The organism is Prosthecobacter sp. SYSU 5D2 (genome assembly GCF_039655865.1).
Classification (GTDB): Bacteria; Verrucomicrobiota; Verrucomicrobiia; order Verrucomicrobiales; family Verrucomicrobiaceae; genus Prosthecobacter.
This window is the reverse complement of record NZ_JBBYXL010000008.1, coordinates 151,497-178,299: the sequence shown is the minus strand read 5'-3', so window position 1 is coordinate 178,299 and position 26,803 is coordinate 151,497. Positions and strand designations below refer to the sequence as shown.

Annotated in this window: 18 protein-coding genes; 11 read left to right on the top strand and 7 right to left on the bottom strand. The window is 59.0% G+C overall.

Annotation, left to right across the window (positions count from 1 at the left end; translation table 11 throughout):
- Positions 1-18: 18 nt before the first annotated feature.
- The 4 genes from WJU23_RS15240 to WJU23_RS15225 are packed head-to-tail and all read left to right on the top strand — an operon-like array spanning position 19 to position 7,605.
- Positions 19-1,518, top strand: coding sequence for a TIGR04222 domain-containing membrane protein (locus WJU23_RS15240; RefSeq protein WP_346333461.1), 1,500 nt, complete (start codon positions 19-21; stop codon positions 1,516-1,518).
- Between the two features lie 59 nt (positions 1,519-1,577).
- Positions 1,578-2,375, top strand: a complete 798-nt coding sequence (locus WJU23_RS15235; protein WP_346333460.1) for an IclR family transcriptional regulator — start codon at positions 1,578-1,580, stop codon at positions 2,373-2,375.
- Positions 2,372-6,193: a DUF1553 domain-containing protein gene (locus tag WJU23_RS15230; protein ID WP_346333459.1), complete on the top strand. Its 3,822-nt coding sequence runs from the start codon at positions 2,372-2,374 to the stop codon at positions 6,191-6,193. Before WJU23_RS15235 ends, WJU23_RS15230 begins: the two co-directional genes overlap by 4 nt.
- Positions 6,190-7,605 (top strand): DUF1501 domain-containing protein, encoded by a 1,416-nt coding sequence (locus tag WJU23_RS15225; RefSeq protein WP_346333458.1) that lies wholly within the window; start codon positions 6,190-6,192, stop codon positions 7,603-7,605. The genes WJU23_RS15230 and WJU23_RS15225 overlap by 4 nt, the downstream gene beginning before the upstream one ends.
- 4 nt (positions 7,606-7,609) lie before the next feature.
- Here the strand turns inward: WJU23_RS15225 and WJU23_RS15220 are convergent, their stop codons facing one another.
- Complete coding sequence (locus WJU23_RS15220) at positions 7,610-10,468, bottom strand: PVC-type heme-binding CxxCH protein (protein ID WP_346333457.1); 2,859 nt, start codon at positions 10,466-10,468, stop codon at positions 7,610-7,612.
- 115 nt (positions 10,469-10,583) lie between these two features.
- Here WJU23_RS15220 and WJU23_RS15215 point away from each other — a divergent pair, with 115 nt between their 5' ends.
- The 3 genes from WJU23_RS15215 (at position 10,584) to leuS (ending at position 15,794) form a co-directional block, all read left to right on the top strand.
- Complete coding sequence (locus WJU23_RS15215) at positions 10,584-11,984, top strand: MBL fold metallo-hydrolase (RefSeq protein WP_346333456.1); 1,401 nt, start codon at positions 10,584-10,586, stop codon at positions 11,982-11,984.
- Between the two features lie 101 nt (positions 11,985-12,085).
- On the top strand, positions 12,086-13,096 hold the full coding sequence (locus tag WJU23_RS15210) for a methyltransferase (RefSeq protein ID WP_346333455.1): 1,011 nt from the start codon (positions 12,086-12,088) through the stop codon (positions 13,094-13,096).
- 97 nt (positions 13,097-13,193) lie between these two features.
- Positions 13,194-15,794, top strand: a complete 2,601-nt coding sequence (gene leuS / locus WJU23_RS15205; RefSeq protein WP_346333454.1) for a leucine--tRNA ligase — start codon at positions 13,194-13,196, stop codon at positions 15,792-15,794.
- A 93-nt stretch (positions 15,795-15,887) separates the two neighbouring features.
- Here leuS and acs read toward each other — a convergent pair whose 3' ends face one another.
- Positions 15,888-17,816 (bottom strand): acetate--CoA ligase, encoded by a 1,929-nt coding sequence (gene acs / locus WJU23_RS15200; RefSeq protein WP_346333599.1) that lies wholly within the window; start codon positions 17,814-17,816, stop codon positions 15,888-15,890.
- A gap of 221 nt (positions 17,817-18,037) precedes the next feature.
- Between acs and WJU23_RS15195 the strand changes: the two genes are divergently transcribed.
- A complete protein-coding gene (locus WJU23_RS15195) occupies positions 18,038-19,060 on the top strand; it encodes an aspartate-semialdehyde dehydrogenase (protein WP_346333453.1) in 1,023 nt (340 codons plus the stop codon).
- A gap of 66 nt (positions 19,061-19,126) precedes the next feature.
- On the opposite strand, the gene WJU23_RS15190 is transcribed toward WJU23_RS15195, so the two are convergent.
- From WJU23_RS15190 to WJU23_RS15170, 5 genes are all read right to left on the bottom strand, one after another.
- Entirely contained in the window at positions 19,127-20,038 is a 912-nt protein-coding gene (locus WJU23_RS15190; RefSeq protein WP_346333452.1) for an anti-sigma factor, read from the bottom strand.
- Positions 20,038-20,604, bottom strand: coding sequence for a sigma-70 family RNA polymerase sigma factor (locus tag WJU23_RS15185; protein ID WP_346333451.1), 567 nt, complete (start codon positions 20,602-20,604; stop codon positions 20,038-20,040). Before WJU23_RS15185 ends, WJU23_RS15190 begins: the two co-directional genes overlap by 1 nt.
- A gap of 173 nt (positions 20,605-20,777) precedes the next feature.
- Positions 20,778-21,296 carry a glutathione peroxidase gene (locus WJU23_RS15180; protein WP_346333450.1) on the bottom strand — a complete coding sequence of 173 codons (519 nt, stop codon included), beginning with the start codon at positions 21,294-21,296 and terminating at the stop codon, positions 20,778-20,780.
- Positions 21,297-21,384: 88 nt separating this feature from the next.
- Positions 21,385-21,612: a hypothetical protein gene (locus WJU23_RS15175; RefSeq protein ID WP_346333449.1), complete on the bottom strand. Its 228-nt coding sequence runs from the start codon at positions 21,610-21,612 to the stop codon at positions 21,385-21,387.
- 9 nt (positions 21,613-21,621) lie between these two features.
- Complete coding sequence (locus WJU23_RS15170; RefSeq protein ID WP_346333448.1) at positions 21,622-22,248, bottom strand: hypothetical protein; 627 nt, start codon at positions 22,246-22,248, stop codon at positions 21,622-21,624.
- A gap of 89 nt (positions 22,249-22,337) precedes the next feature.
- On the opposite strand from WJU23_RS15170, the gene acnA reads away from it, so the two are divergent.
- The 3 genes from acnA (at position 22,338) to WJU23_RS15155 (ending at position 26,801) form a co-directional block, all read left to right on the top strand.
- Positions 22,338-25,139 carry an aconitate hydratase AcnA gene (acnA, locus tag WJU23_RS15165; RefSeq protein ID WP_346333447.1) on the top strand — a complete coding sequence of 934 codons (2,802 nt, stop codon included), beginning with the start codon at positions 22,338-22,340 and terminating at the stop codon, positions 25,137-25,139.
- 199 nt (positions 25,140-25,338) lie between these two features.
- The gene (locus WJU23_RS15160; protein ID WP_346333446.1) at positions 25,339-26,334 is read left to right on the top strand and encodes an AAA family ATPase; all 996 of its coding nucleotides are present in this window, start codon (positions 25,339-25,341) and stop codon (positions 26,332-26,334) included.
- On the top strand, positions 26,331-26,801 hold the full coding sequence (locus tag WJU23_RS15155; RefSeq protein WP_346333445.1) for a hypothetical protein: 471 nt from the start codon (positions 26,331-26,333) through the stop codon (positions 26,799-26,801). The genes WJU23_RS15160 and WJU23_RS15155 overlap by 4 nt, the downstream gene beginning before the upstream one ends.
- The last annotated feature ends 2 nt before the right edge of the window (positions 26,802-26,803 follow it).

Below are 26,803 nucleotides of genomic sequence, written 5' to 3'. Positions count from 1 at the left end.
TGATGCGGGCAAATTCTTATGAACCCGATCCAAAGTCAGCCTGAGATCCAGGCCCTGTGGGAGAAGCTGGAAAGGTTCCAGTTCCATCCCAACCCGGTGGTGCTGGATTTTGCCACCCGTCTGGCCCGTGAAAATGGCTGGAGCCACGCCTTTGCAGCAAGGGTGATTATTGAATACAGGCGCTTTTTGCTGCTGACCCAGCGCGCCGGGCATCCGGTGACGCCGTCTGAGGAAGTGGACCAGGCCTGGCACCTGCATATGGTGTACACTCGTTCCTACTGGGAAACATTGTGCCGGGATATCCTGGGGCGGCCTCTCCATCATGAGCCCACCGCCGGCGGACCAGATGAAGGGGCAAAGTTTCACCGGCAGTATGAACGCACCTTGGAAAGCTATGCGCGCCTGTTTGGACAGAGCGCACCCGCGGATATCTGGCCACCGGCGGAAAAGCGTTTTCAGCCGATGACCAGCCGTTGGGTGGACGTTTCCCGCCACTGGCTGCTGCCAAAGCCGGCATGGCTGAAATGGCCCCGGCCTGCGACGGTGCAGACCGCCGCGATGATGGCTTTAGGCGCGATTTTTCTGGCCGCCTGCCAGCCTGTGCTGGAGGTCATGGACAAGCGCGGTGCCGATTTTTTGAAATGGTATTCGGTGAGTTTTGCCCTGGCCGTGATCGCTTCATTCGCGTGGCCGCGCATGGCACGTACAGGTGCGGGCAGGCGAACTTCATCCGTGACGGACCGTTTTGACATTGCTTTTCTGGGGGGCGGCGTGGACCGTGTGGTGGATGCGGCCCTGGCAGCGCTTTACTGCCGAAAACGGGTAAAGGTGGATGCTAGTACAAACCCTGCTAAAATGTGGTCTGAACCTCCATCCTCAGAGCAGGAGGAACTGCATGATGTCGAAGCGCGGGTACTGCAAGCCGTGCCGGCGAGCATAAGTATCAGCCCGGCCCAAGTGCGCAAAACCGCCCGCCTGATGCTTCATTCCATGCATGGCCGGCTGGCCCGTGAAGGACTGCTGGAAAGTGCCTCCAGTTTCCGGCGATTGCGCTGGATGGCGGCCCTCCCTGTTCTGGTGGTTATGCTCCTGGGAGTCGCAAAGGTGTTTGTGGGAATCTCGCGGGATCGCCCGATTGCCTTTTTGATCGCCTTCCTGATCATTTCTCTCGTGTTTTTGCTATGGAGGGTAACACGACTATCCCACCGTACGACGGACGGTGAGCTGCTATGGAAGAAGCTCAGGAAAAAGCCGCCAGTGACGGCTGCCCAGTTCGAAAGGAATGGCCTGATGGGGGATCCGGCCCAGGTGGCCATGCTGGTCGCGATGGGTGGCTATGCAGCACTCCATCTGCCAGCCTACAGCACGCTGCACTCAGCTTTGCATCGCCGGGACAATTCAGTTACCTGGTATCATGGTTGCGGTAGCGGCTGCAGCAGCGGGTCTGGCTGTGGAAGTGCAGGCAGTTCCGGTTGTGGCAGCAGCGGTTGCGGTGGTTGCGGCGGCGGGGGAGATTGAAATGGTAAAAAAGTCAGAATGATAGATTTCCAAATGTAGAATCGTTTCTACATTTGGAAATGAAACGCACACTCGACGAGAACACTGCCATCCTGCTCGACGACAATTCTGCCGCTCCGGGCACGGAGCGGACGCTTGCCATCCTGGAGCTGCTGGGACGGCATCGCATGGGGCTGAGTCTCACGGAGATCGCCCGGGATCTGGAGCTGCCGGTGAATTCGGTCTTTCGCATCGCGGGCACTTTGCATGCGCGGGGCTACTTGCAGCGGCGGGAGGATGACAAGCGTTTCGTTTTGACGAACAAACTTTTCGATCTGTCCCGACCACAAGTTCGCGAGAAAAGCCTGGTGGTGTGTGCGTTGGAGTCGCTGAAATGGCTGAGGGACGAGACAGGGGAGACCGTGCAGCTGCTCGTGGGGGTGAATCATAAAATGACCCTGGTGGAGCAGTGCATCTCCACACAGCCGATCAAGGTCAGCAGCACGGTGGGCCTGCAAGTGCCGATGTATTCCTGCGCTCCGGGGAAGGCGGTGCTGGCGCATCTGCCCAAAGCGGAGCTGGAAGCGTTTTTCAGTGCCGTGACACTGAAGCAATTCACCCCGACGACGCTGGCCACACGCGAAGCTCTGGAGGCAGATCTGGTGAAGATACGCAAACGCGGTTATTCCCTGGACCTGTCCGAAGGCCTGGAAGGCATCCAGTGTGTGGGCGCGGCGGTGATGGATGAATATCGTTATCCTGTGGCTGCCATCACCGTGATGGCACCGGCGTATCGCCTGAAGCGTGACCGTTTTGAGAAGGTGGGGCGTATGTGTTTAGAGGCCGCTGAAACCATCACCCGGAGGCTCCTGGCATGAAACGTTTTCCGCCCTTACTCGCGACACTGCTGATGCTGATTGCTTGCAGTGGTTCTGCCGTTGCCGCCACGCCTGAGCAGGTGGAGTTTTTTGAATCCCGCATCCGGCCGGTGCTTGCTCAGGAATGTTATGAATGCCACAGCGAGGCGGGCAAGCAAAAGGGCGGGCTGCTGCTGGACTCTCGCCCAGGCTGGCAGGCTGGCGGAGACAGCGGAGCGGCGATCACGCCGGGCAATTTGACGGCCTCGTTGCTGCTGGCTTCCATCAGGCATGAGCATGAGGACCTCAAGATGCCGAAGAACGGCGCCAAGCTGGATGACTCCGTGATTGCTGATTTTGAAAAGTGGATTGCCGAAGGGGCCTATGATCCACGTGACTCGGCTCCGTCGGCAGAACAACTGGCCAAGGAAACGGACTGGAGCGCCGTGCTGGAGCGGCGCAAGCAGTGGTGGTGTTTTCAACCCGTGAAGGCGGGGAATTTGACAGGCAGGGAGACTGCTCAGGAAGTCGCATCGGAGATTGACCGGCAATGGCTGGCGAAACTTGCGGAGGAGGGCCTGCCCGCCGCAGGGCCGGCCGATGCGGCCACTCTGATCCGCCGAGCCACATTTATCCTTACAGGCCTGCCCCCGACACCGGAGGCGGTGGAAGCTTTTGTTGCGGAATTTGGCAGGAAAGATGGGGTGTATGAAAGTTTGTTAGACCGTCTGCTGGCCAGCCCGGCCTATGGGGAGCGCTGGGCCAGGCACTGGCTGGACTGGGTGCGTTATGCGGAAAGCCATGGCAGCGAGGGCGATACCCGCATCCCTTACGCCTGGAAGTACCGCGATTATGTGATCCGCTCATTCAATGAGGATGTGCCCTATCCGCAAAGAGTGCGGGAGGCCATTGCGGGAGATCTTTTGTCAAGGCCACGGATCAAGAATGGGCTCAATGAAAGTGCCCTGGGCATCGGGCAGCTACGCATGGTGTTGCACGGCTTTTCGCCGACGGATTCCCTGGATGAACTGGTGACCTTTACAGACAACCAGATTGATACAGTGACGAAGGCTTTTCAGGCATTGACGGTCTCCTGTGCCCGCTGCCATAACCATAAGTTTGATGCCATCAGCCAGGCGGATTTTTATTCGCTGTATGGCATCTTCACCAGCACGAAACCGGCGATTGTGGATGTCAGCGCTCCAGGCACGGGGGATGCAGAACGTGAAGAATTGACCCGGCTGAAGGCGCAGATCAAGCATGTAATGGCGGATGTCTGGAGCAAGGCGGTGGAGAAGATGCCTGCCAAACCCATGCCGGAAGCGGGAACGATGCCCCCTGCGGCCAAAATCTGGGATCTGCAAAAGGAACCCTGGTTCACCGATGGCAACGGGATCAAACAAGGCGTGACAAAAGCTGGCGAATTCAGTGTCGCATTGGAAGGGCAGGGGATCATTGCGCGCATCCATCCCAGCGGCTATTTCAGTGATCTGATCTCCACGAAAGACCGCGCCGTGATCATCTCACCCCGCTTTAGGAATGAAGGGGGCACCTTGTGGATGCGGACTTCTGGAGCCGGAGGCGCGGTGGCCAGGTATGTGGTGCAGAACTATCCGCGCACGGGGACGGTTCATCGTGCCAAGGAGCTGAAAGCGGACAAGGATGCCGTGCTGGGCTGGCATAAACTGGACCTCGAATACTGGAAAGGGGACGATCTGTTTCTCCAGGTGGCTACCGTAGCGGACATGCCGGTGCAGGCGATTGAGGACGGGCGCTCGTGGTTCGGCATCACGGAGGCCTTTATCACCCTGGGGGAGGAAACACCTCCTGCCGTGCTGACAGGCGGAGATCCGCGTGAGGCCGTGGCGGCATGGCGGGCAAATTCAATGAACGATTCACAGGCAGAGCTCCTGGGGGCCCTGCTGCGCCAGGAGAAACTGCCCAACGATGTGGCTGCGGTCCCGGCGGCTGCGGCGCTGCTGAAGCGCTACCGCGAAGTGGAAGGAAAACTGCCCCAGCCTGCGCGCGCGCCCGGTGTGCTGGAGGCGGACAGTTACGATGCCGCACTTTTTGTTCGCGGAGATCACAAACAGCCTGCGGAGCTGGTGCCAAGGCGCTTTTTGGATGGCATTGATTCTACGCCTTATCAGACCAAAGGCAGCGGACGTCTGGAGCTGGCGGAAAGCCTGACGGATGAAAACAATCCGCTCACTTCACGGGTGATGGTGAACCGCTTGTGGCATCATGTGTTTGGCCGGGGCCTGGTCGGCACGACGGATAATTTCGGCCGCCTGGGTGAGATGCCCTCCCACCCGGAACTGCTGGATGCGCTGGCCGACCATTTTCAAAAGAGCGGCGGCAGTGTGAAGCAGATGATCAAGGCACTCATGCTCACCCAGGCCTTCCGGCTCAGTGACCAGGGCTCTGACCTGGCTTCGCAAAAGGACCCGGAAAACAAATGGCTCAGTCATTGGACCGTGCGCAGGCTGGAGGCGGAGGCCATCCGCGACAGCATCCTTATGCTGTCCGGCAAGCTGGATAACCAGATGTATGGTGATCCTGTGTATGGCAAGGATGGACGACGCAGCATTTATGTGGGCGTCATCCGCAACAGCCTGGAGCCCTTTTTGAGTGCGTTTGACATGCCGGTTCCCTCCAGCACTCGCGGACGGCGTGATGTCACAAACGTGCCTGCCCAGTCCTTGGCGTTGCTGAATGATCCGGTCATCATGGACTGGAGCAGCCACTGGGCGCGGCGTGCACTGTCTGAGCCAGAAGAGGATGCGCGGATCAACCTCATGTTTATGCAGGCCCTGGGCCGTCCGGCGGCTGAAAAGGAGCGTGAAGCCAGCCGGAAATTTGTGGAAAGCTCCGCCAACTATGCCCGGCAGCAGCAGGACGAGGTGGTGGCGATGGAGGCCAAACAGGAGACTTTGCAAAAGCGCATTCTTCAAATTCTGAATCCTGTGCGTGAGAAACTGTCCGGTCAAAAGCCTGAGGCGTATGCTGCCGATGCGCCCGTTCCGTATGCCGAGTGGACGTTTGATAAAGACGGATCGGATACGCTTCAGCGCCTGCCCTTGAAGCTCGAAGGAGCTGCCAAGATCGCCGATGGATCCCTGATCCTGGATGGACGCACCGCTCTGGCCAGAAGTATGCCACTAACAAAAAGTCTGGCAGACAAGACCTTGGAGGCCTGGGTGGTGCTTGACACGCTGGATCAGAAAGGCGGCGGTGTCATGACGGTGCAGGATCGTCGCGGCGGCGTCTTTGATGCCATCGTTTATGCCGAGCGCTCGCCTCAGGCGTGGCTGTCTGGCAGCAATAATCATAAGCGCACCGAGGAGTTTGGCGGACCGCCTGATGACGAGGCAGACAAGCGGCCTGTGCACGTGGCCATCACGTATCAGGGGAATAAAGTTACCGGCTATCGCGATGGGGTGCGCTATGGCGAATCCTATGCCAGCAAGGAGGTCAGCGAATTCAGCGCCGGAGATGCCGAAGTGCTGCTGGGCTGTCGCCATGGCAATCCGAGCGGCAACCGCATGCTGCGAGGCCGCATCCTGCGGGCACGGCTTTACGACCGGGCCTTGAGCGAAAAAGAGATCTCCCTTTCCCGGCATCTGGAAAGCACCTTGGTCACCGAGCGTGACGTCATGAATGCCCTCAGCGAAGCGCAGCTCGCTGAGCTGGAACAATGCAAAACCGAGCTGCACCAAGTCATCGGCTCCCTAAACCGCCTAACAGAGAATGCCGAAAGGGTGGATCCCGGGACGTCCGGCTGGGAGAGCCTCGCTCTCTCCATCATCAACCTCAAAGAATTCGTTTATCTGAGATGAACCCCTTCCTCACACGTCGTCAGATTCTGTCCCGCACCTCCACGGGCTTTGGGCTTGCGGCCCTGAGCGGACTCATGGCTCAGCAGGCCAATGCGGGGGTTGGCATGGACCGGTCGCGGCGTTTTGCGCCGCGTGCGCGCAGCGTCATCTTTTGTTACATGAGCGGCGGGGTGTCGCATGTGGATTCGTTTGATCCCAAACCGATGCTGGAGAAACATGCAGGCAAGCCGCCGCCCTTCGCGACTGCGCGCACGCAGTTTAACAATGACGGTGTGATCCAGCCTTCCCACTGGGGATACAAGCAATATGGCCAGAGCGGGCTGCCGGTGAGTGATCTGTTTCCTCACATGGCCAGTGTGGCGGATGAACTGGCGGTGGTGCGCAGCATGACGGCGAAGTTCAGTGAGCATGCGCAGGGGAATTTTTTCATGCACACAGGTTTTCCTTTTGTGGGTTATCCCAGTGCGGGCGCGTGGACCAGTTATGGACTGGGCACGGAATCGCAGGACCTGCCAGGCTACGTGGTGCTGCAAAGCGGCGGTGCCACGGCTCCGCATGGCGGTGTGGGCTTGTTTGGCAATGGCTTCCTGCCAGCCCAGCATCAGGCCTCTATCATCAAGGCGGACAGCAGTGAGCCGGTGTTGAACATCCAGCCACGCGAGGCGGCCATGCTGCAAAGGCAGCGGCTCAATTTCATCGGTGAGATGGATCAAAACTTCCTCGGTGAACTGGGGGCGAACAGCCAGGTGGAGGCGGCCATTCAAAACTATGAGATGGCCTGGCGCATGCAGGCGGCGGTGCCGGAGCTGTGTGACATCCGTGGCGAGTCCGAAGCGACGAAAAAGATGTATGGCATGGACGGCCCTGAAAACTCCAGGACGGGCTATGCGCGGCAGTGCCTGCTGGCACGGCGGCTGGTGGAGCGCGGGGTGCGCTTTGTGGAGCTGAGCTGTCTGGCGCAAAACATCGGCAGCGGTCAGGCGGCGAACCCCTGGGATCAGCATGGTGCTTTGAAAAAAGGACATGGCAACATGGCGCATCAGGTGGACCAGCCGATCGCCGCCCTGATCAAGGATCTGAAATCACGCGGTCTGCTGGACAGCACGCTGGTTGTGTGGGCCGGGGAGTTTGGCCGCACGCCGTTTGCCCAAGGTGCTGATGGCCGTGATCACAACCCTTATGGCTTCAGCATCTGGATGGCCGGCGGCGGGATCAAGGGAGGCACGACTCTGGGCGAGACGGATGAGTTTGGTTATAAGGCCGTGGACAAGCCTCAAACCGTTTATGACCTGTGGGCCACCGTATTGTATCTGATGGGTGTGGACCATGAGCAGCTTACGTATCTCTTCAGCGGCAGAAACGTGCGCCTGACCGATGTGCATGGACATGTGATGAAGGAGATTTTGGCGTAACAAACTACTTTGGCAATGGCACTTGCGAAGGGTGCATGAGGTAGGAGATGAGGTCGCGGATCTGGTCGGGCTGGAAGGCCATGAGCAGGCCTTCGGGCATCATCGAGACAGGAGAGGTTTCCTGTTTGGCGATCTCGGCTTTTTCAAGCGTGGTCTCCTCGGTGAGCAGGCGCAGGGTCAGGGTGCGGGCATCCTGCCGGGCGATGACACCGGAGAGCACGCGGCCATCTTTGAGGGTGAGGACGCTCATGCGGTAGTCGGCGCTGACCACGCCGCTAGGGTCAATGATGTTTTCTAGTAGGTAGTCAATGTTGCTGCGGCCAGAGCCGGTGAGGTCGGGGCCTACCTTTCCACCCTCGCCATACATGATGTGGCAGGCGGAGCAGATTTGATACATGAGGCGGCCCTGGCTGAGATCGGCCTTGGCCAGGACTTCGGGCGTGAGGCGGGCTTTGAGATCTTCGATCATCTTCGTCTTGTCCTCGGCGGAGTCTCGCAGCTCCCCCCAGACTTCGGTCAGACGGTTGGTTAGGCCATCATCCCCCAGGCTGCGGATCTGCCGCGCGTGGAAGGCGGACAGGTCCGCCCGGGAAATCTTGCCAGCGGCGACCTGGTCCAGCAGAACCTTGGCAAAGGCAGGGCGCGATGTAAGGGCCGCGATGATGCCGGGGCGGTCCTCGCTACTGAACTTACGGTAGCTGGTCGCCAGCTTCTGGCCAATGGCCGGATCATCAAACTGGGCGAGGGCTTTGGCGGCGAGGCCATTGAGGCCGCGTGTTTCGATGAGCTTTTCGCAGAGGGCGCGGAGGTCATCGGGCCGGGCATCAATCAGGGTCTTGAGGGCGGCGATGCGGTTTTCAATCGGGGCCTTGGGATCAAGTGCGAGAGCCTTCACTTCATCCAGGGCGCGGCCATCTCCGAAGAGGGTGGAGAGTTCGCGGACTGCCTTGTCACTGCCGACGGAGGTTTGAGTCATAAAGCTGTCCCAAGCCTCCGGTTTCGGGGCTTTGCGCCAGCCTTGGAAGGCTTCGCTGAGTCCCTGGAGGATCGCGGCATCGCCTGGCCGTGAGCTCAGCAGTGCATTCACCGGCTCAGGATGCGTTTCGATTCTTGAAGCCAGGGCGCGGGTGATCCAGCTGACAGCGTCTGGCCAGGTGCACGCTTGTGCCACGTTGATCAATGCCATGGGGTCTTTCTCAGATAGGGGAATGAGGCCATACCAAACGAGCGACGGAAGGAATGTATCCTGGGCGTCAGCGGCGTGTTTGACCAGTTCCATGGCCAGAGCCGGGCGATGTTTCAATGGCAGGCGCTGCAATGTGCTGGCGAGAGTGAGGCGGACAAGGCTGGAAGGATCAGTCCTGGCCAGACTAACCAAAGATGTGTAAATGGTTTCATCAAACACCTCCTTGGCGGGACGCTGGCTGGTCAGGGTATCCAGCGGCCAGAAGTCGGTGAGCAGGCGGATGGCCCAGACGCGGACGTGCTCGTCTTCATCCATGAGGTGCTGCATCAGTCCATCTGTCGTGGTTTTGCCCTCTTGATATTGCTTCCAGAGAGAGGACAGCTTGCCTTCTCCCATCAGGCAGCGGGGATACTGGGCGGGCTGTGGCGGGCCGGGTTTGCCGTAACTGATTTTAAAGATGCGGCCGCTGGTGCGATGTACACCGGTGCTGTCATGGCACTCGCCGGTATCGCTCCAGTCAAGAATGTATCCGCTGCCGTCGGGGCCGGTGCTGATCTCGATGCCACGGAACCATTCATCCTCGGTCAGGAAGACATCCGGTTCGTGCTTGCCGACGTAGCCTGAGCCGTGGCGCTCCAGCCGCTCCACATTGGCCCGGCGGCCATGCATGTTGAGGGTAAAAAGTTTGTTGCGGTATTGGTTAGGCCATTGGCCGCCCTGGTAGATCATCATGCCGATGTGGGCGTGGCCGCCGCCGAGGTCGTTGGCCTTGCCGTCCCGGCTTTCCTGCCAGGAGCCGCTGGTATCAAAGTGATAATGGTCGGCGATGGTATCCAGCCGCTCATAGACATAGGGGTTGAGGGAAGGGGAGGTATCATGCAGATGCGCACCGGGGATGAGATGCCAGAGGTGGCCGGTGACGGTGTTGATGAAAAACATCTCGCCGTTTTTATCCCAGTCGTGGCCCCAGGGATTGGTGGTGCCGTGGGTCAGGACCTCCACCGTTTTCCGCTCTGGATGAAAGCGCCAGATGCCGCCCTTCATGGGGATGCGCTGGTCATCGGGCGTACCAGGCACGCCAAGGCTTGCGGGGCAGGAATGGCCACAGCGGCCGTAAAGCCAGCCATCCGGGCCCCAGCGCAGGCCATTGGCAAAGTTGTGGTAGTTGTCCTTCGCCACCGTGAAGCCATCCAGCATCACCTGTGGCGGGCCGTCGGGAATGTCATCGCCATTGGCATCAGGGATGAACAGAACCTGCGGCGGGCACATCAGCCACACGCCACCCCGGCCCACTTCCACACTGGTCAGCATCTGGACGGTGTCGGTGAAGACCTTGCGGGTCTCGGCATGGCCGTCGTTATCCTTGTCTTCCAGGATGATGACGCGGTCGCGCAGGGAGAGGTCAAAGCGCATGCTGCGCTCGGCATAGGTGTAGTTTTCCGCCACCCACATGCGGCCCTTTTGGTCCCAGGCCAGGGCAACCGGGTTTTGTACATCCGGCTCGGCGGCAAAGAGGGAAGCCTGGAAACCCTCCGGCAGTTTCAGCATGGCCAGGGCTTCCTGCGGACCCGGGGGCTGCGTATCGCCGGGGTCACTGTTATATACCTGGGGAAAGTCAGCCTGCAGGGCGCAAGGCAGGGCGATCAGGCAAAGGAGGCGGCGCAGGGTGGAAGGCATGAGAGGGCGGAAAGAGACTCGCGTGACAATGCTGGCGACAGATCCGCAAAAGGAAAGCGGCTTTCCTTCTTGCCACCTGCCACACACTCCGCTGAGATAGGTAGTACAACCAAACATGAAAATCACCTTTTGCGGAGCTGCAGGGACGACGACGGGGTCCAAGCATTTGATCGAAATCAACGGAAGCCGCATCCTGCTGGATTGCGGGCTGTTTCAGGGGCGCCGCAAGGAGTCCATGGAAAGGAACAGCAGCTTCCCTTTTGATCCTGAAAAAGTGGACTGCGTGGTGCTTTCCCATGCCCACATTGATCACACGGGAAACTTGCCGCACCTGTGCCGGAAGGGATTCAATGGCAACATTTATGCGACGCCTGCCACGCGGGACCTGTGCAGCATCATGCTCCCGGATGCGGCGCATATTCATGAGAGTGACATCGCCTGGCTGAACCGGCACCGGAAGCGGGAAGACCTGCCGCTGCTGACGCCGAACTATACCAAAATGGATGCGGAGAACTGCATGCGGCAGTTTGTGACGCTGAGCTATAACCGGCCGATGCGCATCGCGGACGGGGTGCAAATCACCTTCATTGATGCCGGGCACATCCTGGGCAGTGCGCAGGTGGTGCTGGACCTGGAAGACCACGCCACAAAGAAAAAATGCCGAATTCTCTTCAGTGGTGACGTTGGCCGGCCAGGCAATGATCTGCTGGAAGAGGCGGCTCCCTGTGCGGATGTGGACTACGTCATCATGGAGAGCACGTATGGCGGACGGCATCATGAGATGCCGGCGGAGACCTCGGAGCACATCTGCCACATCATCCGGGAGGTCCAGCAGCGCCGTGCCCGGCTCATCATCCCGGCCTTCGCCGTGGAGCGCACCCAGCAGCTTCTCTTTACCCTGGACAAACTGCGCGCAGAAAATTGCTTCGCCCCGGTGCCCACCTTTGTGGACAGCCCACTGGCGGTACGTGCCACTGAGATATTCCGGTTGCACATCGAGGACCTGAAACCGGAGGTGCGGGATGCGGTCTTCATGCGGGATGATCCGTTTGGTTTCGAAGGATTGCGCCTGGTCCGCAGCGTGGATGAATCCAAAGCACTGAATTTTCTCAAAGGCCCCAGCATCATTATTTCCGCGTCCGGCATGGCAGAAAGCGGGCGCATTTTGCACCACCTGCGCAACAACGTCGGCAACCCGGATAACATCCTCCTCTTTGTCGGCTACTGTGCAGAAAACACCCTCGGCTGGAAGCTGCGCAGCGGGCAGAAACGGGTGAACATCCTGGGTGATGAATTTGAGGTGCGTGCCGAGATCGAAACCCTGGATTCCTTTTCCGGCCATGCTGACCACAATGAACTGCTGGCTTACTTTGACCGCATCAAAGGTCCAAAACGCCGCGTCTTCCTCGTCCACGGCGAGCCCGAGCGGTCCGAGGTTTTCAGCAAAGCCCTGGCTGAGCGCCACCCGGAAGGCACCGTGGAGGTGGCCCAGCACATGCAGACGGTGGAGCTGTAAACCGTTCGGGCTGGTCAACATCGTTTATGGCAGGTGGATTCCCTGCCATCCTTCCTGCTTGGCACTTGTCAAGATAGGCAAGGTTGGTAGCGTTGAGGTCTATGGATACACTTTCTCCGGATCGCATTCTTCAGACTGGTATGGGGTTTTGGGCTTCGAAAGCTCTGCTGACGGCGGTGGAACTGGGAGTCTTTACGGCGCTGGCGCGGGAGTCTGGAGATGAGGCGGCTTTACGTGCCCGGCTGGGGTTGCATGCGCGGGGTGCGCGTGATTTCCTGGATGCGCTGGTGGCCCTGGGTTTTCTGCATTGCGAGGGGGGCGTGTATCGAAATGCACCTGAGACGGAGATGTTTTTGGACCGCGAAAAACCGAGCTACATCGGGGGCATTTTGGAGATGTGCAATCACCGGCTCTACGGTTTCTGGGGGAATCTGACGACCGCGCTGCGCACAGGAGAGGCTCAAAATGAGGCCAAGGGCGGCGGGCCAGACCCCTTTGCGGCCATCTATGCGGAGCCGGAGAGGCTTCGTGAGTTCCTCCGCGCGATGTCGGGCGTGAGCCGTGGGGCGAACATCGCTATCGCCAGGACGTTTCCTTGGGCTGACTATCAAAGCTGCGCGGACATCGGCACGGCACAGGGGGATCTGGTGACGCAGATTGCGCTGGCGAACCCGCATTTGCAGGGGATCGGCTTTGACCTGCCACCCGTGGGCCCAGTTTTTGAGTCCTACGTGGCGGAGCATGGGCTGGCGGAGCGGGTGACCTTCCAGGGCGGCAGTTTTTTTGAGCAGGATCTGCCACAGGCGGAGGTGCTGCTGTTCGGCCATATCCTGCATGACTGGGATGTGGAGACGAAGCGGATGCTGCTGCGCAAGGCTTACGAGGCGCTGCCTCCAGGCGGCGCGGTGGTGGTGTATGATGCGATCATTGACGACGAGCGGAAGCAAAATGCCTTTGGCCTGCTGATGAGCCTGAACATGCTGATCGAGACCCCCGGTGGGTTTGATTACACGGGCGCGGACTGCATCGGCTGGATGCAGGAAGCGGGCTTCAAGGACTGCCGTATGCAGCACCTGGTGGGGCCTGACTCGATGGTGGTGGGCATGAAGTGAAGAGCGAAAATGGGTGCCGCGTCGCGGTATCTGCCTGCTTGGCGGTCAAACTCCCTGGTTGCGAAATGCCGCCCGCGCGCCTTCTTGCGCGCCCCGTATGAGCAGCGAGCAGCGTAAAGCATTCCCCTTTTCTGAATTTGAGCCGAAGTGGCAGTCCGAGTGGGACGCCAGACAGGCTTTCCGTACCCCGAATCCGGGGGACGCGGACTTTGATGCGTCCAAGCCGAAGTACTACGTGCTCGACATGTTCCCGTATCCCAGCGGCGCGGGCCTGCATGTGGGCCACCCGGAAGGTTATACCGCCACGGACATCATCGGCCGGTATAAAAAAATGACGGGTCACAACGTCCTGCACCCGATGGGCTGGGACGCCTTCGGTCTGCCGGCGGAGCAGTACGCCATCAAGACCGGCCAGCATCCGCGCGTGACGACGGAGGCGAACATTGATGGCTTCCGTGGCCAGCTCAAGCGCCTGGGTTTCGCCTATGACTGGAGCCGCGAGGTCAACACCACGGACCCAGATTATTTCAAATGGACGCAGTGGATCTTCACCAAGCTGTACAACAGTTATGTGAACGAGGCAGGCAAAGCCGCTCCCATCAGCGAGCTGGAAGCCCAGGGTCTGAGCCGTGCGGAGATTGACGCACGTCGTCTGGCCTATGTGAGCGAGGCCCCGGTGAACTGGTGCCCGGAGCTGGGCACCGTGCTGGCCAATGAAGAAGTGGTGGACGGCAAGAGCGAGGTGGGCGGCTTCCCCGTGGAGCGCCGCCCCATGCGCCAGTGGATGCTGCGCATCACCGCCTTTGCCCAGCGCCTGATTGATGAACTGGACGGCCTGGACTGGCCGGAAAGCATCCGCCTGCTGCAGCGCAACTGGATCGGCCGGAGCGAGGGCGCGGAGGTGAAGTTTTCCCTGGTCGGCAATGACCAGACCGTTACCGTCTTCACCACCCGTCCAGACACCCTGTTCGGCGCGACCTACATGGTCATCGCCCCGGAGCATCCGCTGGTGGATGCCATCACCACACCGGAGCAGAAAGAAGCTGTGGCCGCTTACCAAAAGGCCGTCGGCTCCAAGTCCGACCTGGAGCGCACCGAGCTGGCCAAGGAGAAGACCGGCGTCTTCACTGGCGGCTTCGTCATCAATCCCGTCAATGACGAAAAGATCCCGGTGTGGATCGCCGACTACGTCATGATGGGCTACGGCACCGGTGCCATCATGGCCGTTCCTGCACATGATGAACGGGACTGGGAATTTGCCACGAAGTTTGCCCTGCCGATCCGCGAGGTCGTTGCCTCTGCGCCGAAGCTGGGCGGTGAAGGAGGGGCCGTCTGTGAGATGGAACCTGCGGAGTGTTTTGCCAACGAAGGCTTCGCCGTGAACTCCGGTTTTCTGAATGGAATGGCCACAAAGGAAGCCAAAAAGAAAATGGCCACCTGGCTGGAAGAAAAAGGCGTGGGCAAGGCCATGGTGAACTTCAAACTGCGCGACTGGTTGTTCAGCCGTCAGCGGTATTGGGGTGAGCCCTTCCCCATCGTTTGGGAGAACGGTGAGCACCGCTCCATTCCGGAGACGGAGCTGCCGCTGCTGCCGCCGACGCTGGAGGACTTCAAACCCACCGGCACGCCTGAGCCGCCGCTGTCCAAGGCCACCGACTGGGTGAAGTATTCTGAAACTGCCACGCGCGAGCTGAATACGATGCCTCAATGGGCCGGCTCCTGCTGGTACTATCTGCGTTATTGCGATGCGCAGAATAACCAACGATTCGTCAGCGAAGAGGCGGAGAAATACTGGATGGGCGGCGGCAAGCCCGGCGGTGTGGACCTTTACGTCGGAGGCACCGAGCATGCCGTGCTGCACCTGCTGTATGCGCGCTTCTGGCACAAGGTACTGTTTGACCTGGGCTACGTCAGCACACCGGAGCCCTTCCAGCGTCTGGTGAACCAGGGCCTCATCATGGGCGAGGACGGCCAGAAGATGTCCAAGAGCCGCGGCAACGTGGTGAACCCGGATGACGTCGTCAAAGAATACGGTGCCGATTCGCTGCGTCTGTATGAGATGTTCATGGGCCCGCTGGAGCAGGTGAAACCCTGGAGCATGAAGGGCGTGGAAGGCGTGTATCGTTTCCTGGCCCGCGTGTGGCGTCTGGTCATGGAGCAGAATGCTGAAGGCGAGTGGAGCGTATCCGCCGCCTTGCAGGATGTGCCTGCGGACAAGCAGGTGACCAAAGTCCTGCATGAGACCATCAAGAAATGCGGCGAGGACATTGAGAAGCTGAGCTTCAACACCGCCATCGCCCAGATGATGGTCTGCACAAATGCCTTCACGGGTGCAGCGGTGAAACCCGCCTCCGCCATCGTCACCTTCCTGAAAGTGCTTGGCCCCTTTGCCCCGCACCTCGCGGAAGAGCTGAATGCCCGCATCGCCAGCAAGTTCCCTGAGCTGGCCGTGAGCGGTCTGCTCAGCGACACCACCTGGCCTGTCTATGACCCGGCGGCCCTCATCGAAGACGAAGTCGAAATCGTCTTTCAGGTGAACGGCAAGCTGCGTGACAAAGCCCGCGTGGCCATCCAGGCCACCAAGGAGGAGATCGAAAAAATCGCCCTGGCCAGCCCGCGTGTGCAGGAGTTCATGGAAGGCAAGCCCGTCAAAAAGCTCATCGTCGTCCCCGGCAAGCTGGTGAACATTGTGGTTTGATCACAGGAGAACGCGTCCCGCCTTTCACACAAAAAACCCGCGCAGGTGACTGCGCGGGTTTTTTGTGATAAACTTAAAACCTGTTAGGCCAGATCAATCCTCTCCGCTGGCGGCGAGCTGGGCGATGACGCTCAGGTCCTCCAGGGTGGTGGTGTCTCCCTTGATGACTTCACCAGCGGCGATCTGCTTCAGCAGGCGGCGCATGATCTTGCCAGAGCGTGTCTTCGGCAGCGCAGCGGCGAAGCGGATCTCATCCGGCGTGGCGACCGGGCCGATGACCTTGCGCACGTGCTTCTTGAGATCGTCCGCCAGCTCGCGGCCGGTGGCGATGCCTTCCTTCACAGTGACAAAGCAGACGATGCCCTGGCCCTTCATTTCATCCGGACGGCCCACGACTGCGGCCTCAGCCACGGCTGGGTGGGAAACGAGGGCGCTTTCCACTTCGGCAGTGCCCAGGCGGTGGCCGGCGACGTTGAGAACGTCATCAATGCGGCCAATGATCCAGATGTAGCCGTCCTTGTCGCGACGGGCGCCGTCACCGGCAAAGTACCAGCCGTCGAATTCGCTCCAGTAGGTTTCTTGATAGCGCTTCTTGTCGCCCCAGATGCCGCGCAGCATGCCCGGCCAGGGTTTGCGGATGACCAGTTTGCCCTGCTCGTCCTTGCCCACTTCATTGCCCAGATCGTCCACGATGGCCACATCCACGCCGAAGAAGGGCAGGGTGGCGGTGCCGGGTTTCGTCGGAGTAGCGCCAGGGAGAGGCGTGATCATGTGACCGCCGGTTTCCGTCTGCCACCAGGTGTCCACGATGGGGCACTTGCCGCCGCCCACCTGGGTGTGATACCACATCCAGGCTTCCGGGTTGATCGGCTCACCCACCGTACCCAGCAGGCGCAGGCTGGAAAGATCATGCTTCTTCAGCCACTCATCACCCCACTTCATGAAGGCGCGGATGGCGGTCGGTGCGGTGTAGAAAACGGTGACGGCGTATTCCTCGATGATCCGCCAGAAGCGGTCATTCTCCGGCCAGTTCGGCGCGCCTTCATACATCAGGGAGGTAGCACCCAGAGCCAGCGGCCCATAGACCATGTAGCTGTGACCGGTGACCCAGCCCACATCGGCGGTGCACCAGTAAACGTCGTCTGCGCGCAGATCGAAGACATACTTGCAGGTCATCTGCGCGTGCAGAAGGTAACCGCCCGTGCTGTGAAGAATGCCCTTCGGCTTGCCCGTGCTGCCGCTGGTATAAAGGATGAAAAGAGGCGCTTCAGAATCCATCGCCGCCGCAGCGCAGTGGGCGTCCACGTATTCCAGCTCACGATGCCACCAGACATCGCGGCCCTGCTCGATGTGCACATCCTGACCTGTGCGACGGAAGACGATCACCTTGTCCACACCGGTATCGTTGGCCTTCAGCGCATCATCTACATTCTTCTTCAAAGGCACCACACTGCCGCGGCGGTAGCCGCCATCGGAGGTGATGATGATCTTGGCCCCGCAGTCCATCACGCGGTCCTTGATGCTCTCCGCGCTGAATCCGCCAAAGACCACGCTGTGCACCGCGCCGATGCGGGTACAAGCCAGCATGGCGATCGCCGCTTCCGGGATCATCGGCATGTAGATCATCACCCGGTCGCCTTTTTTGACGTTGTTGCGCTTCAGCACATTGGCAAAGCGGCACACCTCACGATGAAGCTGCTGATAAGTCAGCACGCGTTTTTCTCCCGGCTCACCTTCCCAGATGAGCGCCGCCTTGGTCTTGTTCACGCCAGTGAGGTGGCGGTCCAGGCAGTTTTCACTGACATTCAGTTTTCCGCCCACGAACCACTTCGCATTCGGGCACTTCCATTCCAGCACCTTCGTGTAGGGCTTCTGCCAGGTCAGCTCCTTGGCCTCACGGCCGAAGAACTTGTCGGGATGCTTGATGGATTCCTCATGCATCCGGCGATACTCCGCCATGCTGCCCACCTGGGCCTTTTTGGAAAATTCTGCGCTCGGTTTAAAAACGCGGTTTTCCGTCATGATCGTCTGCGCTTTCACAGCAGACTTCTTGGCAGCGGACTTCTTCGGGGCGGGCTTGGCAGCTTTCTTCTTGCTCATGGTTGGTTGAAACGGACGGATTAAACGCAGGAAAATCCAGGCTACATGCAGCAAACATGCCCTGGCAACAGCAGAGTGTTGCAATCCGTCGCATCAGGTCTAACCTGTCTGCCCCCTTTCCCCCAACCTAAAAACACACAACCATGAGCAACCTCAAGCACGTCGCAGTCGTCGGCGCCACCGGAGCGGTGGGTGCGGAAATGCTGCGCTGTCTGGAACAGCGCCACTTCCCTGTCGGCCAGCTAACCCTTCTCGCCAGCGCCCGAAGCGCCGGCAAGACCCTGAAATTCAAGGGTGAAGACGTGACGATCAAGGAACTGACCCCAGAAAGCTTCGCCGGTGTGGACATCGCCCTGTTCAGTGCAGGCGGCGGCATCTCCCGCGACTTCGCCCCGCATGCCGTCAAGGCTGGAGCCGTCGTGGTGGACAATTCCTCCTACTTCCGCATGGATCCCAACGTCCCCCTGGTGGTGCCGGAGATCAATGCCGAGGACGTCAAAGGCCACCAGGGCATCATTGCCAATCCGAATTGCACCACCGCCATCTCGCTCATGGCACTGTATCCGCTGCATCAGGCCTTTGGTGTGAAGCGCATTATTGCCTCCAGCTACCAGGCCGTCTCCGGCACCGGTGCCCAGGCCATCGAAGAACTCGCAAAGCAGAGCCGCGAATGGGCTTCCGAAAACCGCGAGTGGGACGCCGCCAAGCTGGACTCCAAGCCGCATGTGTATCCCCATCAGATCGCCTTCAATGCCATCCCGCATGTGGATTCCTTCCTGGATAACGGCTACACCAAAGAGGAGATGAAAATGGAGAACGAGGGGCGCAAAATCATGCACCACCCGGACTTCCGCGCCTCCGTCACCTGCGTTCGCATCCCGGTCTTCCGCAGCCACAGCATCTCCATCAGCGCCGAGTTTGAAAAGCCGGTGGACCTCGCCATCGCCCGCGAAGTCCTCTCCAAGGCCCCCGGCCTGGACGTGCTGGACGACCCCGCCAACAAGGTCTATCCCCTGGCCCTGGACATCGCCGGTCGCGACAACTGCGCCATCGGCCGCTTGCGTCTCGATTGCGCCCTGGGTAATGGCCTCAGCTTCTGGGTCGTCGGCGATCAGCTCCTGAAAGGAGCTGCGCTCAATGCCGTCCAGATCGCCGAGTGCCTGTAAGCAAGGTTGATTAGACATCCTCCAAAGGCGCATCGGACATCCGTCCGGTGCGCCTTTTTCGCTTCGCTAAGGGCCGATGAGGATGATCGGGCCTTCGTTTTTGGGCACGCCGCCTTCACGCTCGATGCTGAGGGCAAACTTGCCAGCGCTGCTGACCACTTCGGCAGGTTTGAAATCCACGCTGGCAAATCCCTGGGCATCCACCCGGACGATGCCTGCTGGCACCGGCTCTGGATTCTTTGGATCCACGACCCAGAGCTGGTAATCCTTGCCCGTTTCCACCGGCGGCATTTTTTCCAGTTTCAGCACGCCCTGCATTTTGTCGCTGTCCCAGACGACGACGGCCACGCCTTCTTTGTAGGCGGCCACGGTGCTTTGCAGAGTGGCGATTTGCATCTGGGCAAAGGCATCTTTGCGGCGCAGCTGGGCGATTTCCTCGCTCAGCGTGGCCAGTTGCTCCTGGGCCACCTGGCCGCTCTGGCGGGCAGATTCCAGCTCCGTTTGCAGCCTGGCCAGTTGCTGTGCCGCCGATTGATTTTTGGCCTCAGCGGCATCCCGTTCATCGCGGACCTCGATAAGCTTTCGCCGGGCTTCCTCTTCCACCTCGCTCATGGCCTGGACCTGCATGGCCAGGTGGCTGCGCTCCGTCCAAAGCCAGAAACAGCCTGCGGCCAGCACCGCCGCGATGCCCCAGGTCAGCCCTTGATAAAAACGGGGCGGTTGGGCAGCCTTCCGGCTTTCTTTTTTCTGCGTGGCTTTGCGGGCTCTCACCTGGGCCACCAGGGCCGCTTTGACATTTGCCGGCGGCTTCACGGCAGGCGCAGCGGCAGCCAGGGTCGCGGCCACGGTGTCCAGTTCAAAGGCGAGGCCGCTCAATTCGCTGTCGCGCGCCATCTCGATCTCCAGGGCGCTCTGCTCGGAATCATCCAGAGCATGCAGCGCATTCAGAGCGGCCAGTTCTTCGTGTTGTTCGTCCATTAGGACTGCCCTCCTTTCATCAAATCGCGCAGCCGCAGGAGGCCGCGCCGGATGTTCGTTTTCACGGTGCCTAAAGGTAGATTGAGTGATTCGGCAATGGCATGATGCGTGAGGCCCTTCAAAAAAGCAAATTCGATCAGCTTGCGTTGTTCCCCGGGCAGCTCATTCAGGGCAGTGTGCACCCGTTTTTGCCGTTCCTTCATGTCCACTGTCTCTCCGGCTGTCACCGCTGTGGGTTCTAAAACGGCCAGCTCACACGCGGCGGATTCCATCACCCGGGCCCGTCTTCCCAGGGCCCGCATGCGGTCAATGGCCTTGTGGCGGAAAATCATCACCGTCCAGGTAAAGGCGCGGCTGCGGTCCGGATTATAACTGGACGCATGGTCCCAGAGGTAAAGGAACCCCTCCTGGAGCACATCTTCAGCCTCCTTTTCATCCTCCAGCATCTGCCTCAGCAGCCCAAAAAGCCGGGGAGAAAAGCGGTCATACAGCTTTTCGAACGAGCGCACATCCCCCTGGCCGACCTGCTGGACCAGGGTTTCATCGCTGATTTCGAGTGAAGTCATGAATTGGTGAGGGGCAATGGCGAAATGAATTCTGCTGTCGGTAAGGATATGCCTGGGCTCACCTGAGGATGCTATCAGCAGGATCCATGTCAAAGAAAGCGCATTCACACAAGCATTTGCGTCATGTGAAGAGCGGCGGATTCGGAAATCTACCGCTCAGGCCTTCTTGGGCTTCATTTCCCAAGCGCATTTTTAACAGCAGCTTCGATTTCGCCGCCCTCCGGTTCCGCATCCGAGCCATACCGGGCGATGAGCTTGCCATTCTTGCCAACCAGGAATTTCTCGAAGTTCCACTGCACTTCGCCTGTGGATGTGAGCGCGGCGAACAGAGGGTGCTTGTCCGTGCCGGTGATGGAGACCTTTGCAAACATGGGGAAGGTCACATTGTAGCGGCTGGTGCAGAAGGTTTTGATTTCAGCCTCCGATCCCGGTTCCTGCCCGCCAAAGTCATTGCAGGGAAATCCCAGCACTGCGAAACCCTCCTTCGCATATTTGTCATGCAGCGCCTGGAGGCCCGAATACTGGCCGGTATAGCCGCACTCCGAGGCGACATTGACGATGAGCAGCACTTTATCCGCGTGGTCTTTGAGGCTCGCGTCTTTGCCGTCAATGGTCTTCAAAGGAATGTCCTGAAGGTCGGCAGCCGGGGCGGCAAAGGTGATCATGGCGAGCAGGGTGACAAGGGTTTTCATAAAGATGAATCAGCGAGACCAGGAAACGCAATCCAGGCACCCGCTTGTTTCAACAACGCCTGAAAGTTCTGGCAGGATGAATGTTTCCTTACTTCCCAAGTTCCTCTGTGCCGGGAGGATCAAACGGCTTGTTAAAAGGGGGGCCGCGCTCGCCTCCATAGGTAGCCCTCAGTCTTTTGTCGTCGGCTCCCTCCTTGCGGCGGATGATGGCCGGTGCCACCAGATTCCCTGTTCGCCGCCGGGCGGCACGCCCCGCCTGCCACTGCTCCCAGGTGTAGCAGCGTTCAGGATCAACGGGCAGTGTGGTGCGGATCATGGGGCAATTTTAGACTCTTTTCTTTGGTGTTTCCAGTTCCGAAGTGACTTCCGCTTTTACATCTTCAAGCTCTTTTTCACAACGATATGCTGGAAGTGCGGCAATTTGCCGCGCCGTCTCCCAATCACAGGAGATCTCGCCTCTTAAAATACTGGCCATCAGTTTTTTGGCACAGGCATCATCTTCCGCGTTGAAACCGACCCAACGACGTGCGGCGAACACGCGCTCGGCCAGGACTTCCTCGACGGAAATAAAAACAACTTCTCCAAAGGGTGTCAGCGTTGAAGTGAATGGCCGGGAACCATACGATCTGAGCTCCCCCAAAAGATCAACCCACGCATTTTCGATGATCCAGGATCTCGTTCCGTTAGCCCTGACTCCTGGAATCTGACTCATGACCTCCGCACGTTCAAAAGGGGTTGGGACGCTGATGCCTGCCCAACAGATATCCGTGTCTCCAGAGGTATATGCTCCGTCGGTGTAAAACTCGATCGCAGAACCTCCCACGACGACCGGTTCAAATCCACGCTCACGAAACAATTCAGAAACGAGACCTGCCAGGAGCAGCGATCTGACATTCGCATCCGTTTGAGCGGCAATCTGTTTTAAACCGTCCAGAATTTTATCGGAAGTCATGATGGACCATAAATCGCCATCATCGGCTTGAAAACCTGCAAAATTTTGGTGCCAATTGTGCTAGGCTCGCTATCCCTGAGTATCACCCGATGAATACCCCTAGCACTTTCACCACTGGAACTGGCGCCACAGGCAAGTTTTACTCCCTTCCCGAACTCGAAAAACAGGGCGTCGGCAAGATCTCCAAACTGCCAGTTTCCATCCGCATCGTGCTGGAATCCCTGCTCCGCAATCTGGACGGCAAAAAGGTCACTGAAAAGGACGTCACCAACCTGGCCAACTGGAACGCCAAGAACCCTGGTGACTATGAGATCCCGTTCACCGTCGCCCGCATCGTCCTGCAGGACTTCACTGGTGTGCCTCTTCTGGTGGACCTGGCCGCCATGCGCAGCGCCGTCGCCAAGATGGGTAAAAACACCAAGATGATCGAGCCGCTCGTGCCGGTGGATCTCGTCGTGGACCACAGCGTGCAGGTGGACTTCGCCGGCACCCAGGCCGCCCTTAACCAGAACCTGGCCCTCGAGTTTGAGCGCAACCGCGAGCGTTATGAGTTCCTCAAGTGGGGTGAGCAGGCTTTTGATACCTTTAAAGTCGTGCCTCCCGGCATCGGCATCGTCCACCAGGTGAACCTGGAATACCTGGCCAAAGGCGTGCTGGAAAAGGACGGCGTCTTTTACCCGGATACCCTCGTCGGTACGGACAGCCACACCACCATGATCAACGGCCTGGGCGTCGTCGCCTGGGGCGTTGGTGGCATTGAGGCGGAAGCCGGCATGCTCGGCCAGCCCGTCACCTTCCTGGTACCGGAAGTCGTCGGCGTTTACATCACCGGTTCCCTGCGTGAAGGCGTGACCGCCACCGATCTGGCCCTGCATTGCACCCAGATGCTGCGCAAGCACGGCGTGGTGGGCAAGTTTGTCGAGTTCTATGGCCCAGGCGCTGAAAGCCTGCCGCTGCCAGACCGCGCCACCATCGCCAACATGGCCCCTGAATACGGTGCCACCATGGGCTTCTTCCCGATTGATGAAGAGTGCGTCAATTACCTCCGTGGCACCGGCCGCACCGAGGAACTCTGCGCCACCTTCAAAAACTACTACACCGCCCAGGGCATGTTCGGCATCCCGCAGAAGGGCGAGGTGGAATACACCAGCGACCTGTCTCTGGATCTCGGTGACATTCAGCCTTCTGTCGCCGGACCGAAGCGCCCACAGGACCGCATCACTGTGGATGCCCTCAAAGGCACCTGGAATGAAATCCTCACCAAAGCCGCCCCCCAGGGCTACGGCAAGCTGCCTGAGGTCAATAACGAAGCGGTCCCCAACCTGCCTGAGACCCTGGATGCTATCCCGGACGGCTCTGGTGTGGCTCGTGCTTTTGGTGCCCAAGAAGGTGTCATTACTGAAAACAGCGACAAGCCGGCCTATCCCCTCTGGGAAGTGGCGGTGGACAGCAAAGGCGGCGAAAAAGACGTCATCACCCACGGCAGCGTGCTCATTGCCGCCATCACCAGCTGCACTAACACCAGCAACCCCAGCGTCATGCTGGCCGCCGGTCTCCTGGCCAAAAAAGCCAACGAAAAAGGCCTCACCGTCAAGCCCGCTGTCAAAACCAGCCTCGGCCCAGGCAGCCGTGTGGTGACCGATTACCTCACCAAAACCGGCCTCCAGGTGGAGCTGGACAAGCTCGGTTTCCAGACCGTCGGCTACGGCTGCACCACTTGCATTGGCAACTCCGGCCCTCTGGATGCAGGCATCGAAGACGTCGTCAAAGCGGAAGACATCGTCGCCGCCAGCGTGCTCTCCGGTAACCGCAACTTCGAAGCCCGCGTGCATCAGAGCATCAAGGCCAACTTCCTCATGAGCCCGCCGCTGGTCGTGGCCTACGCCATTGCCGGCACTGTGGACATTGACCTCAGCCAGGATGAACTCGTTCCCGGCAGCGGTGTTTTCCTCAAGGACATCTGGCCCAGCCTTGAAGAGATCCGCGAGGCCATGCTCTCCGCCCTTTCCCCGGACGTCTTCCGCGCTCTTTACACCGACTTCGCCAGCCAGAATCCAAAGTGGAACGAGATCCCGGCCTCCACTGGCCTGGTTTACGACTGGAACGAATCCAGCACTTACATCCAGCATCCTCCTTTCTTTGAGGACTTCAGCATGGAGCCGAACGACATCCATGAGATCATCGGTGCCCGTCCCCTCGGCATCTTTGGCGACTCCGTCACCACCGACCACATCAGCCCTGCCGGTGCCATCAAGAAAGCCAGCCCCGCAGGCCGCTTCCTCGGCGAAAACGGCGTGGCCCAGAGCGACTTCAACAGCTACGGCAGCCGTCGTGGCAATGACCGCATCATGACCCGTGGCACCTTCGCCAACGTGCGCATCAAGAACCTCATGCTCGGCGGCAAGGAAGGTGGCGACACCCTCCTCCAGCCTGCTGGCACCGAGATGAGCATCTACGACGCAGCGACCGCCTACATGGCCGCAGGCGTTCCCACCATCATCATCGGCGGTGAAGACTACGGCATGGGCTCCAGCCGTGACTGGGCCGCCAAAGGCACCCGTCTCCTGGGCGTCAAAGCCGTCATCACCAAGTCCTTCGAGCGCATCCACCGCAGCAACCTGGTCGGAATGGGCGTCCTGCCTTGCAACTTCAAGGACAAGGCTGACTACGACAAGGTCAAGGATCTCTCCGGAGCTACCTTCAGCATCCTCGGCATCTCCAATGACACCAAGCCCCAGGCCGAAGCCACCCTCCGCGTCACCCAAGCAGACGGCACCAGCTTCGACATCCCTCTCGTCGTCCGCATTGATACCCCCGTGGAGATCGATTACTATCGCGCTGGCGGCATCCTCCCCTACGTCCTCGCCCAGATCCTTCGCGCCAACGCTTGATCAACGGAGCGCGGACGCCCCGTCCGCATCCCTGAAAACTCAAAAATCCCACGGTCCAAAGCCGTGGGATTTTTTGTTGAAATGAAATGCTCTTATCTGTGCTCAGACGATGCCCGAGCAAAACGCTTGCTGAAAGGCGGACAGAATGGTTACCTTCCTTCGTGGACTCTCACGTCAAATACGGTCCAGCCTTCAGATCATGATCCAGAAGCTTTCCATCCGTAACTTCAAATCCATCCGGCACCTCGAACTGGATTGCCGCCGGGTGAATGTATTCATCGGAGAGCCGAATGTGGGTAAGACGAATATTTTGGAGGCGCTAGCACTGTGGTGTTATCCCGTACTTCAAAGTCTCAATAAGACAATCCGGGTGGAGCGGCGTTCTCAGCTTCATTTTGATAATGATCTCAGTTCCCCTGTGGAAATCGGCTTCGATGACGAAAAATTGCTGTTCACCGACAATGGCTCTTCAACTTCATTGACGACCATGTCTGAAACCCGCGAGTCGCTACCCTTGCGCGATTTGACGAGTGATTTGCAGTGGGAGGACCCTTATGATCCAAAGGAATGGGACGGGATTGAATGGCTGGATTCACTGACGCGCTATTATGTATTCTCCAATCAAGCAGGTGAGCCATCAGTTGAAGAAAAGAGGTTAGCCTGTCCATTTGGATCAAACTTGTTTAGGTTGCTCCTTTCCAACAAGAACGCACGGCAAATTTCTTCATCCTATTTTCAAGGTTCTGGACTCAAATTGAACTTAGACAGCTCACTCGGAAAGGTCATGCTAGCCAAGGAAGTGGATGATACGTTTATTTCGTTTCAATATGAGGCTGCATCTGAAACCTTGCGCCGAATGGTCTTTTATAGTTTGGCCTTGGAGACCAACTCCAATCAAGTCCTCGTCTTCGACGAACCCGAGGCTCACTCATTCCCGCCTTACACCAAGACCCTCGCCGAGCGGATTGCCCTGGATGACCGGGGAAATCAGTTCTTCCTGACGACTCACAGTCCATACATGCTGGACTCGCTGCTATCAAAAACGCCCGCCTCTGAATTGAACGTGGTGCTTTGCCGGATGGAAAACTTTGAGACCAAGGCCTATTCTCTCAATCAGGAGCAGATTGACCAGATCAAGGAATGGAGCATGGATGCGTTCTTCAACTTTGACCGGCTGCTGCCAGAGAAAGAATGATCCATCTCGAATGCGACAACGATGAAACATTAATTCTGGCGCTGGGAAAATCCCGTGCCCAGGTGTCACATCATGCTGGAAAAGGGCGCGTATCACACGCGCTTTCCAAATCGGAAAATGCGAAGGATATTGGCCTCATTGACGAGGACCCTGGCCAGCCGCCGCCGCCTTACCTGAGAGAGTTCAAACTCGTCGAAGATGCACCTCATGTGAGTTTGCGGTTGTTCCTGCATCCCGGACAAGGAAAACGACTGATCGAAATTCAACCTGATCTGGAACCTTGGTTATACCTTATTGGAAAGCGAGTGGGCGTAAGGCCTGTGGACTTCAATCTTCCAGATAACCACACCGGCCTCCATCAAAACGCCAAAAAGCATCGGAAGCATCTGTTGAGCTACCTGGCAGCCTGCGAGGCCGCAGGAAGTCCGCATTTGGCCAAAATGAGGCAGTGGTTGGCAGATGTCTGATC

Bases quoted from the DNA above. Each gene is read 5' to 3' on its own strand.
- WJU23_RS15235 (WP_346333460.1), top strand. From the start codon at position 1,578: ATGAAACGCACACTCGACGAGAACACTGCCATCCTGCTCGACGACAAT.
- WJU23_RS15180 (WP_346333450.1), bottom strand. From the start codon at position 21,296: ATGAAAACCCTTGTCACCCTGCTCGCCATGATCACCTTTGCCGCCCCG.
- leuS (WP_346333454.1), top strand. From the start codon at position 13,194: ATGAGCAGCGAGCAGCGTAAAGCATTCCCCTTTTCTGAATTTGAGCCG.
- WJU23_RS15215 (WP_346333456.1), top strand. From the start codon at position 10,584: ATGAAAATCACCTTTTGCGGAGCTGCAGGGACGACGACGGGGTCCAAG.
- acnA (WP_346333447.1), top strand. From the start codon at position 22,338: ATGAATACCCCTAGCACTTTCACCACTGGAACTGGCGCCACAGGCAAG.
- WJU23_RS15210 (WP_346333455.1), top strand. From the start codon at position 12,086: ATGGATACACTTTCTCCGGATCGCATTCTTCAGACTGGTATGGGGTTT.
- WJU23_RS15240 (WP_346333461.1), top strand. From the start codon at position 19: ATGAACCCGATCCAAAGTCAGCCTGAGATCCAGGCCCTGTGGGAGAAG.
- WJU23_RS15175 (WP_346333449.1), bottom strand. From the start codon at position 21,612: ATGATCCGCACCACACTGCCCGTTGATCCTGAACGCTGCTACACCTGG.
- WJU23_RS15155 (WP_346333445.1), top strand. From the start codon at position 26,331: ATGATCCATCTCGAATGCGACAACGATGAAACATTAATTCTGGCGCTG.
- WJU23_RS15195 (WP_346333453.1), top strand. From the start codon at position 18,038: ATGAGCAACCTCAAGCACGTCGCAGTCGTCGGCGCCACCGGAGCGGTG.
- WJU23_RS15160 (WP_346333446.1), top strand. From the start codon at position 25,339: ATGATCCAGAAGCTTTCCATCCGTAACTTCAAATCCATCCGGCACCTC.
- WJU23_RS15230 (WP_346333459.1), top strand. From the start codon at position 2,372: ATGAAACGTTTTCCGCCCTTACTCGCGACACTGCTGATGCTGATTGCT.
- acs (WP_346333599.1), bottom strand. From the start codon at position 17,816: ATGACGGAAAACCGCGTTTTTAAACCGAGCGCAGAATTTTCCAAAAAG.
- WJU23_RS15185 (WP_346333451.1), bottom strand. From the start codon at position 20,604: ATGACTTCACTCGAAATCAGCGATGAAACCCTGGTCCAGCAGGTCGGC.
- WJU23_RS15190 (WP_346333452.1), bottom strand. From the start codon at position 20,038: ATGGACGAACAACACGAAGAACTGGCCGCTCTGAATGCGCTGCATGCT.
- WJU23_RS15170 (WP_346333448.1), bottom strand. From the start codon at position 22,248: ATGACTTCCGATAAAATTCTGGACGGTTTAAAACAGATTGCCGCTCAA.
- WJU23_RS15225 (WP_346333458.1), top strand. From the start codon at position 6,190: ATGAACCCCTTCCTCACACGTCGTCAGATTCTGTCCCGCACCTCCACG.
- WJU23_RS15220 (WP_346333457.1), bottom strand. From the start codon at position 10,468: ATGCCTTCCACCCTGCGCCGCCTCCTTTGCCTGATCGCCCTGCCTTGC.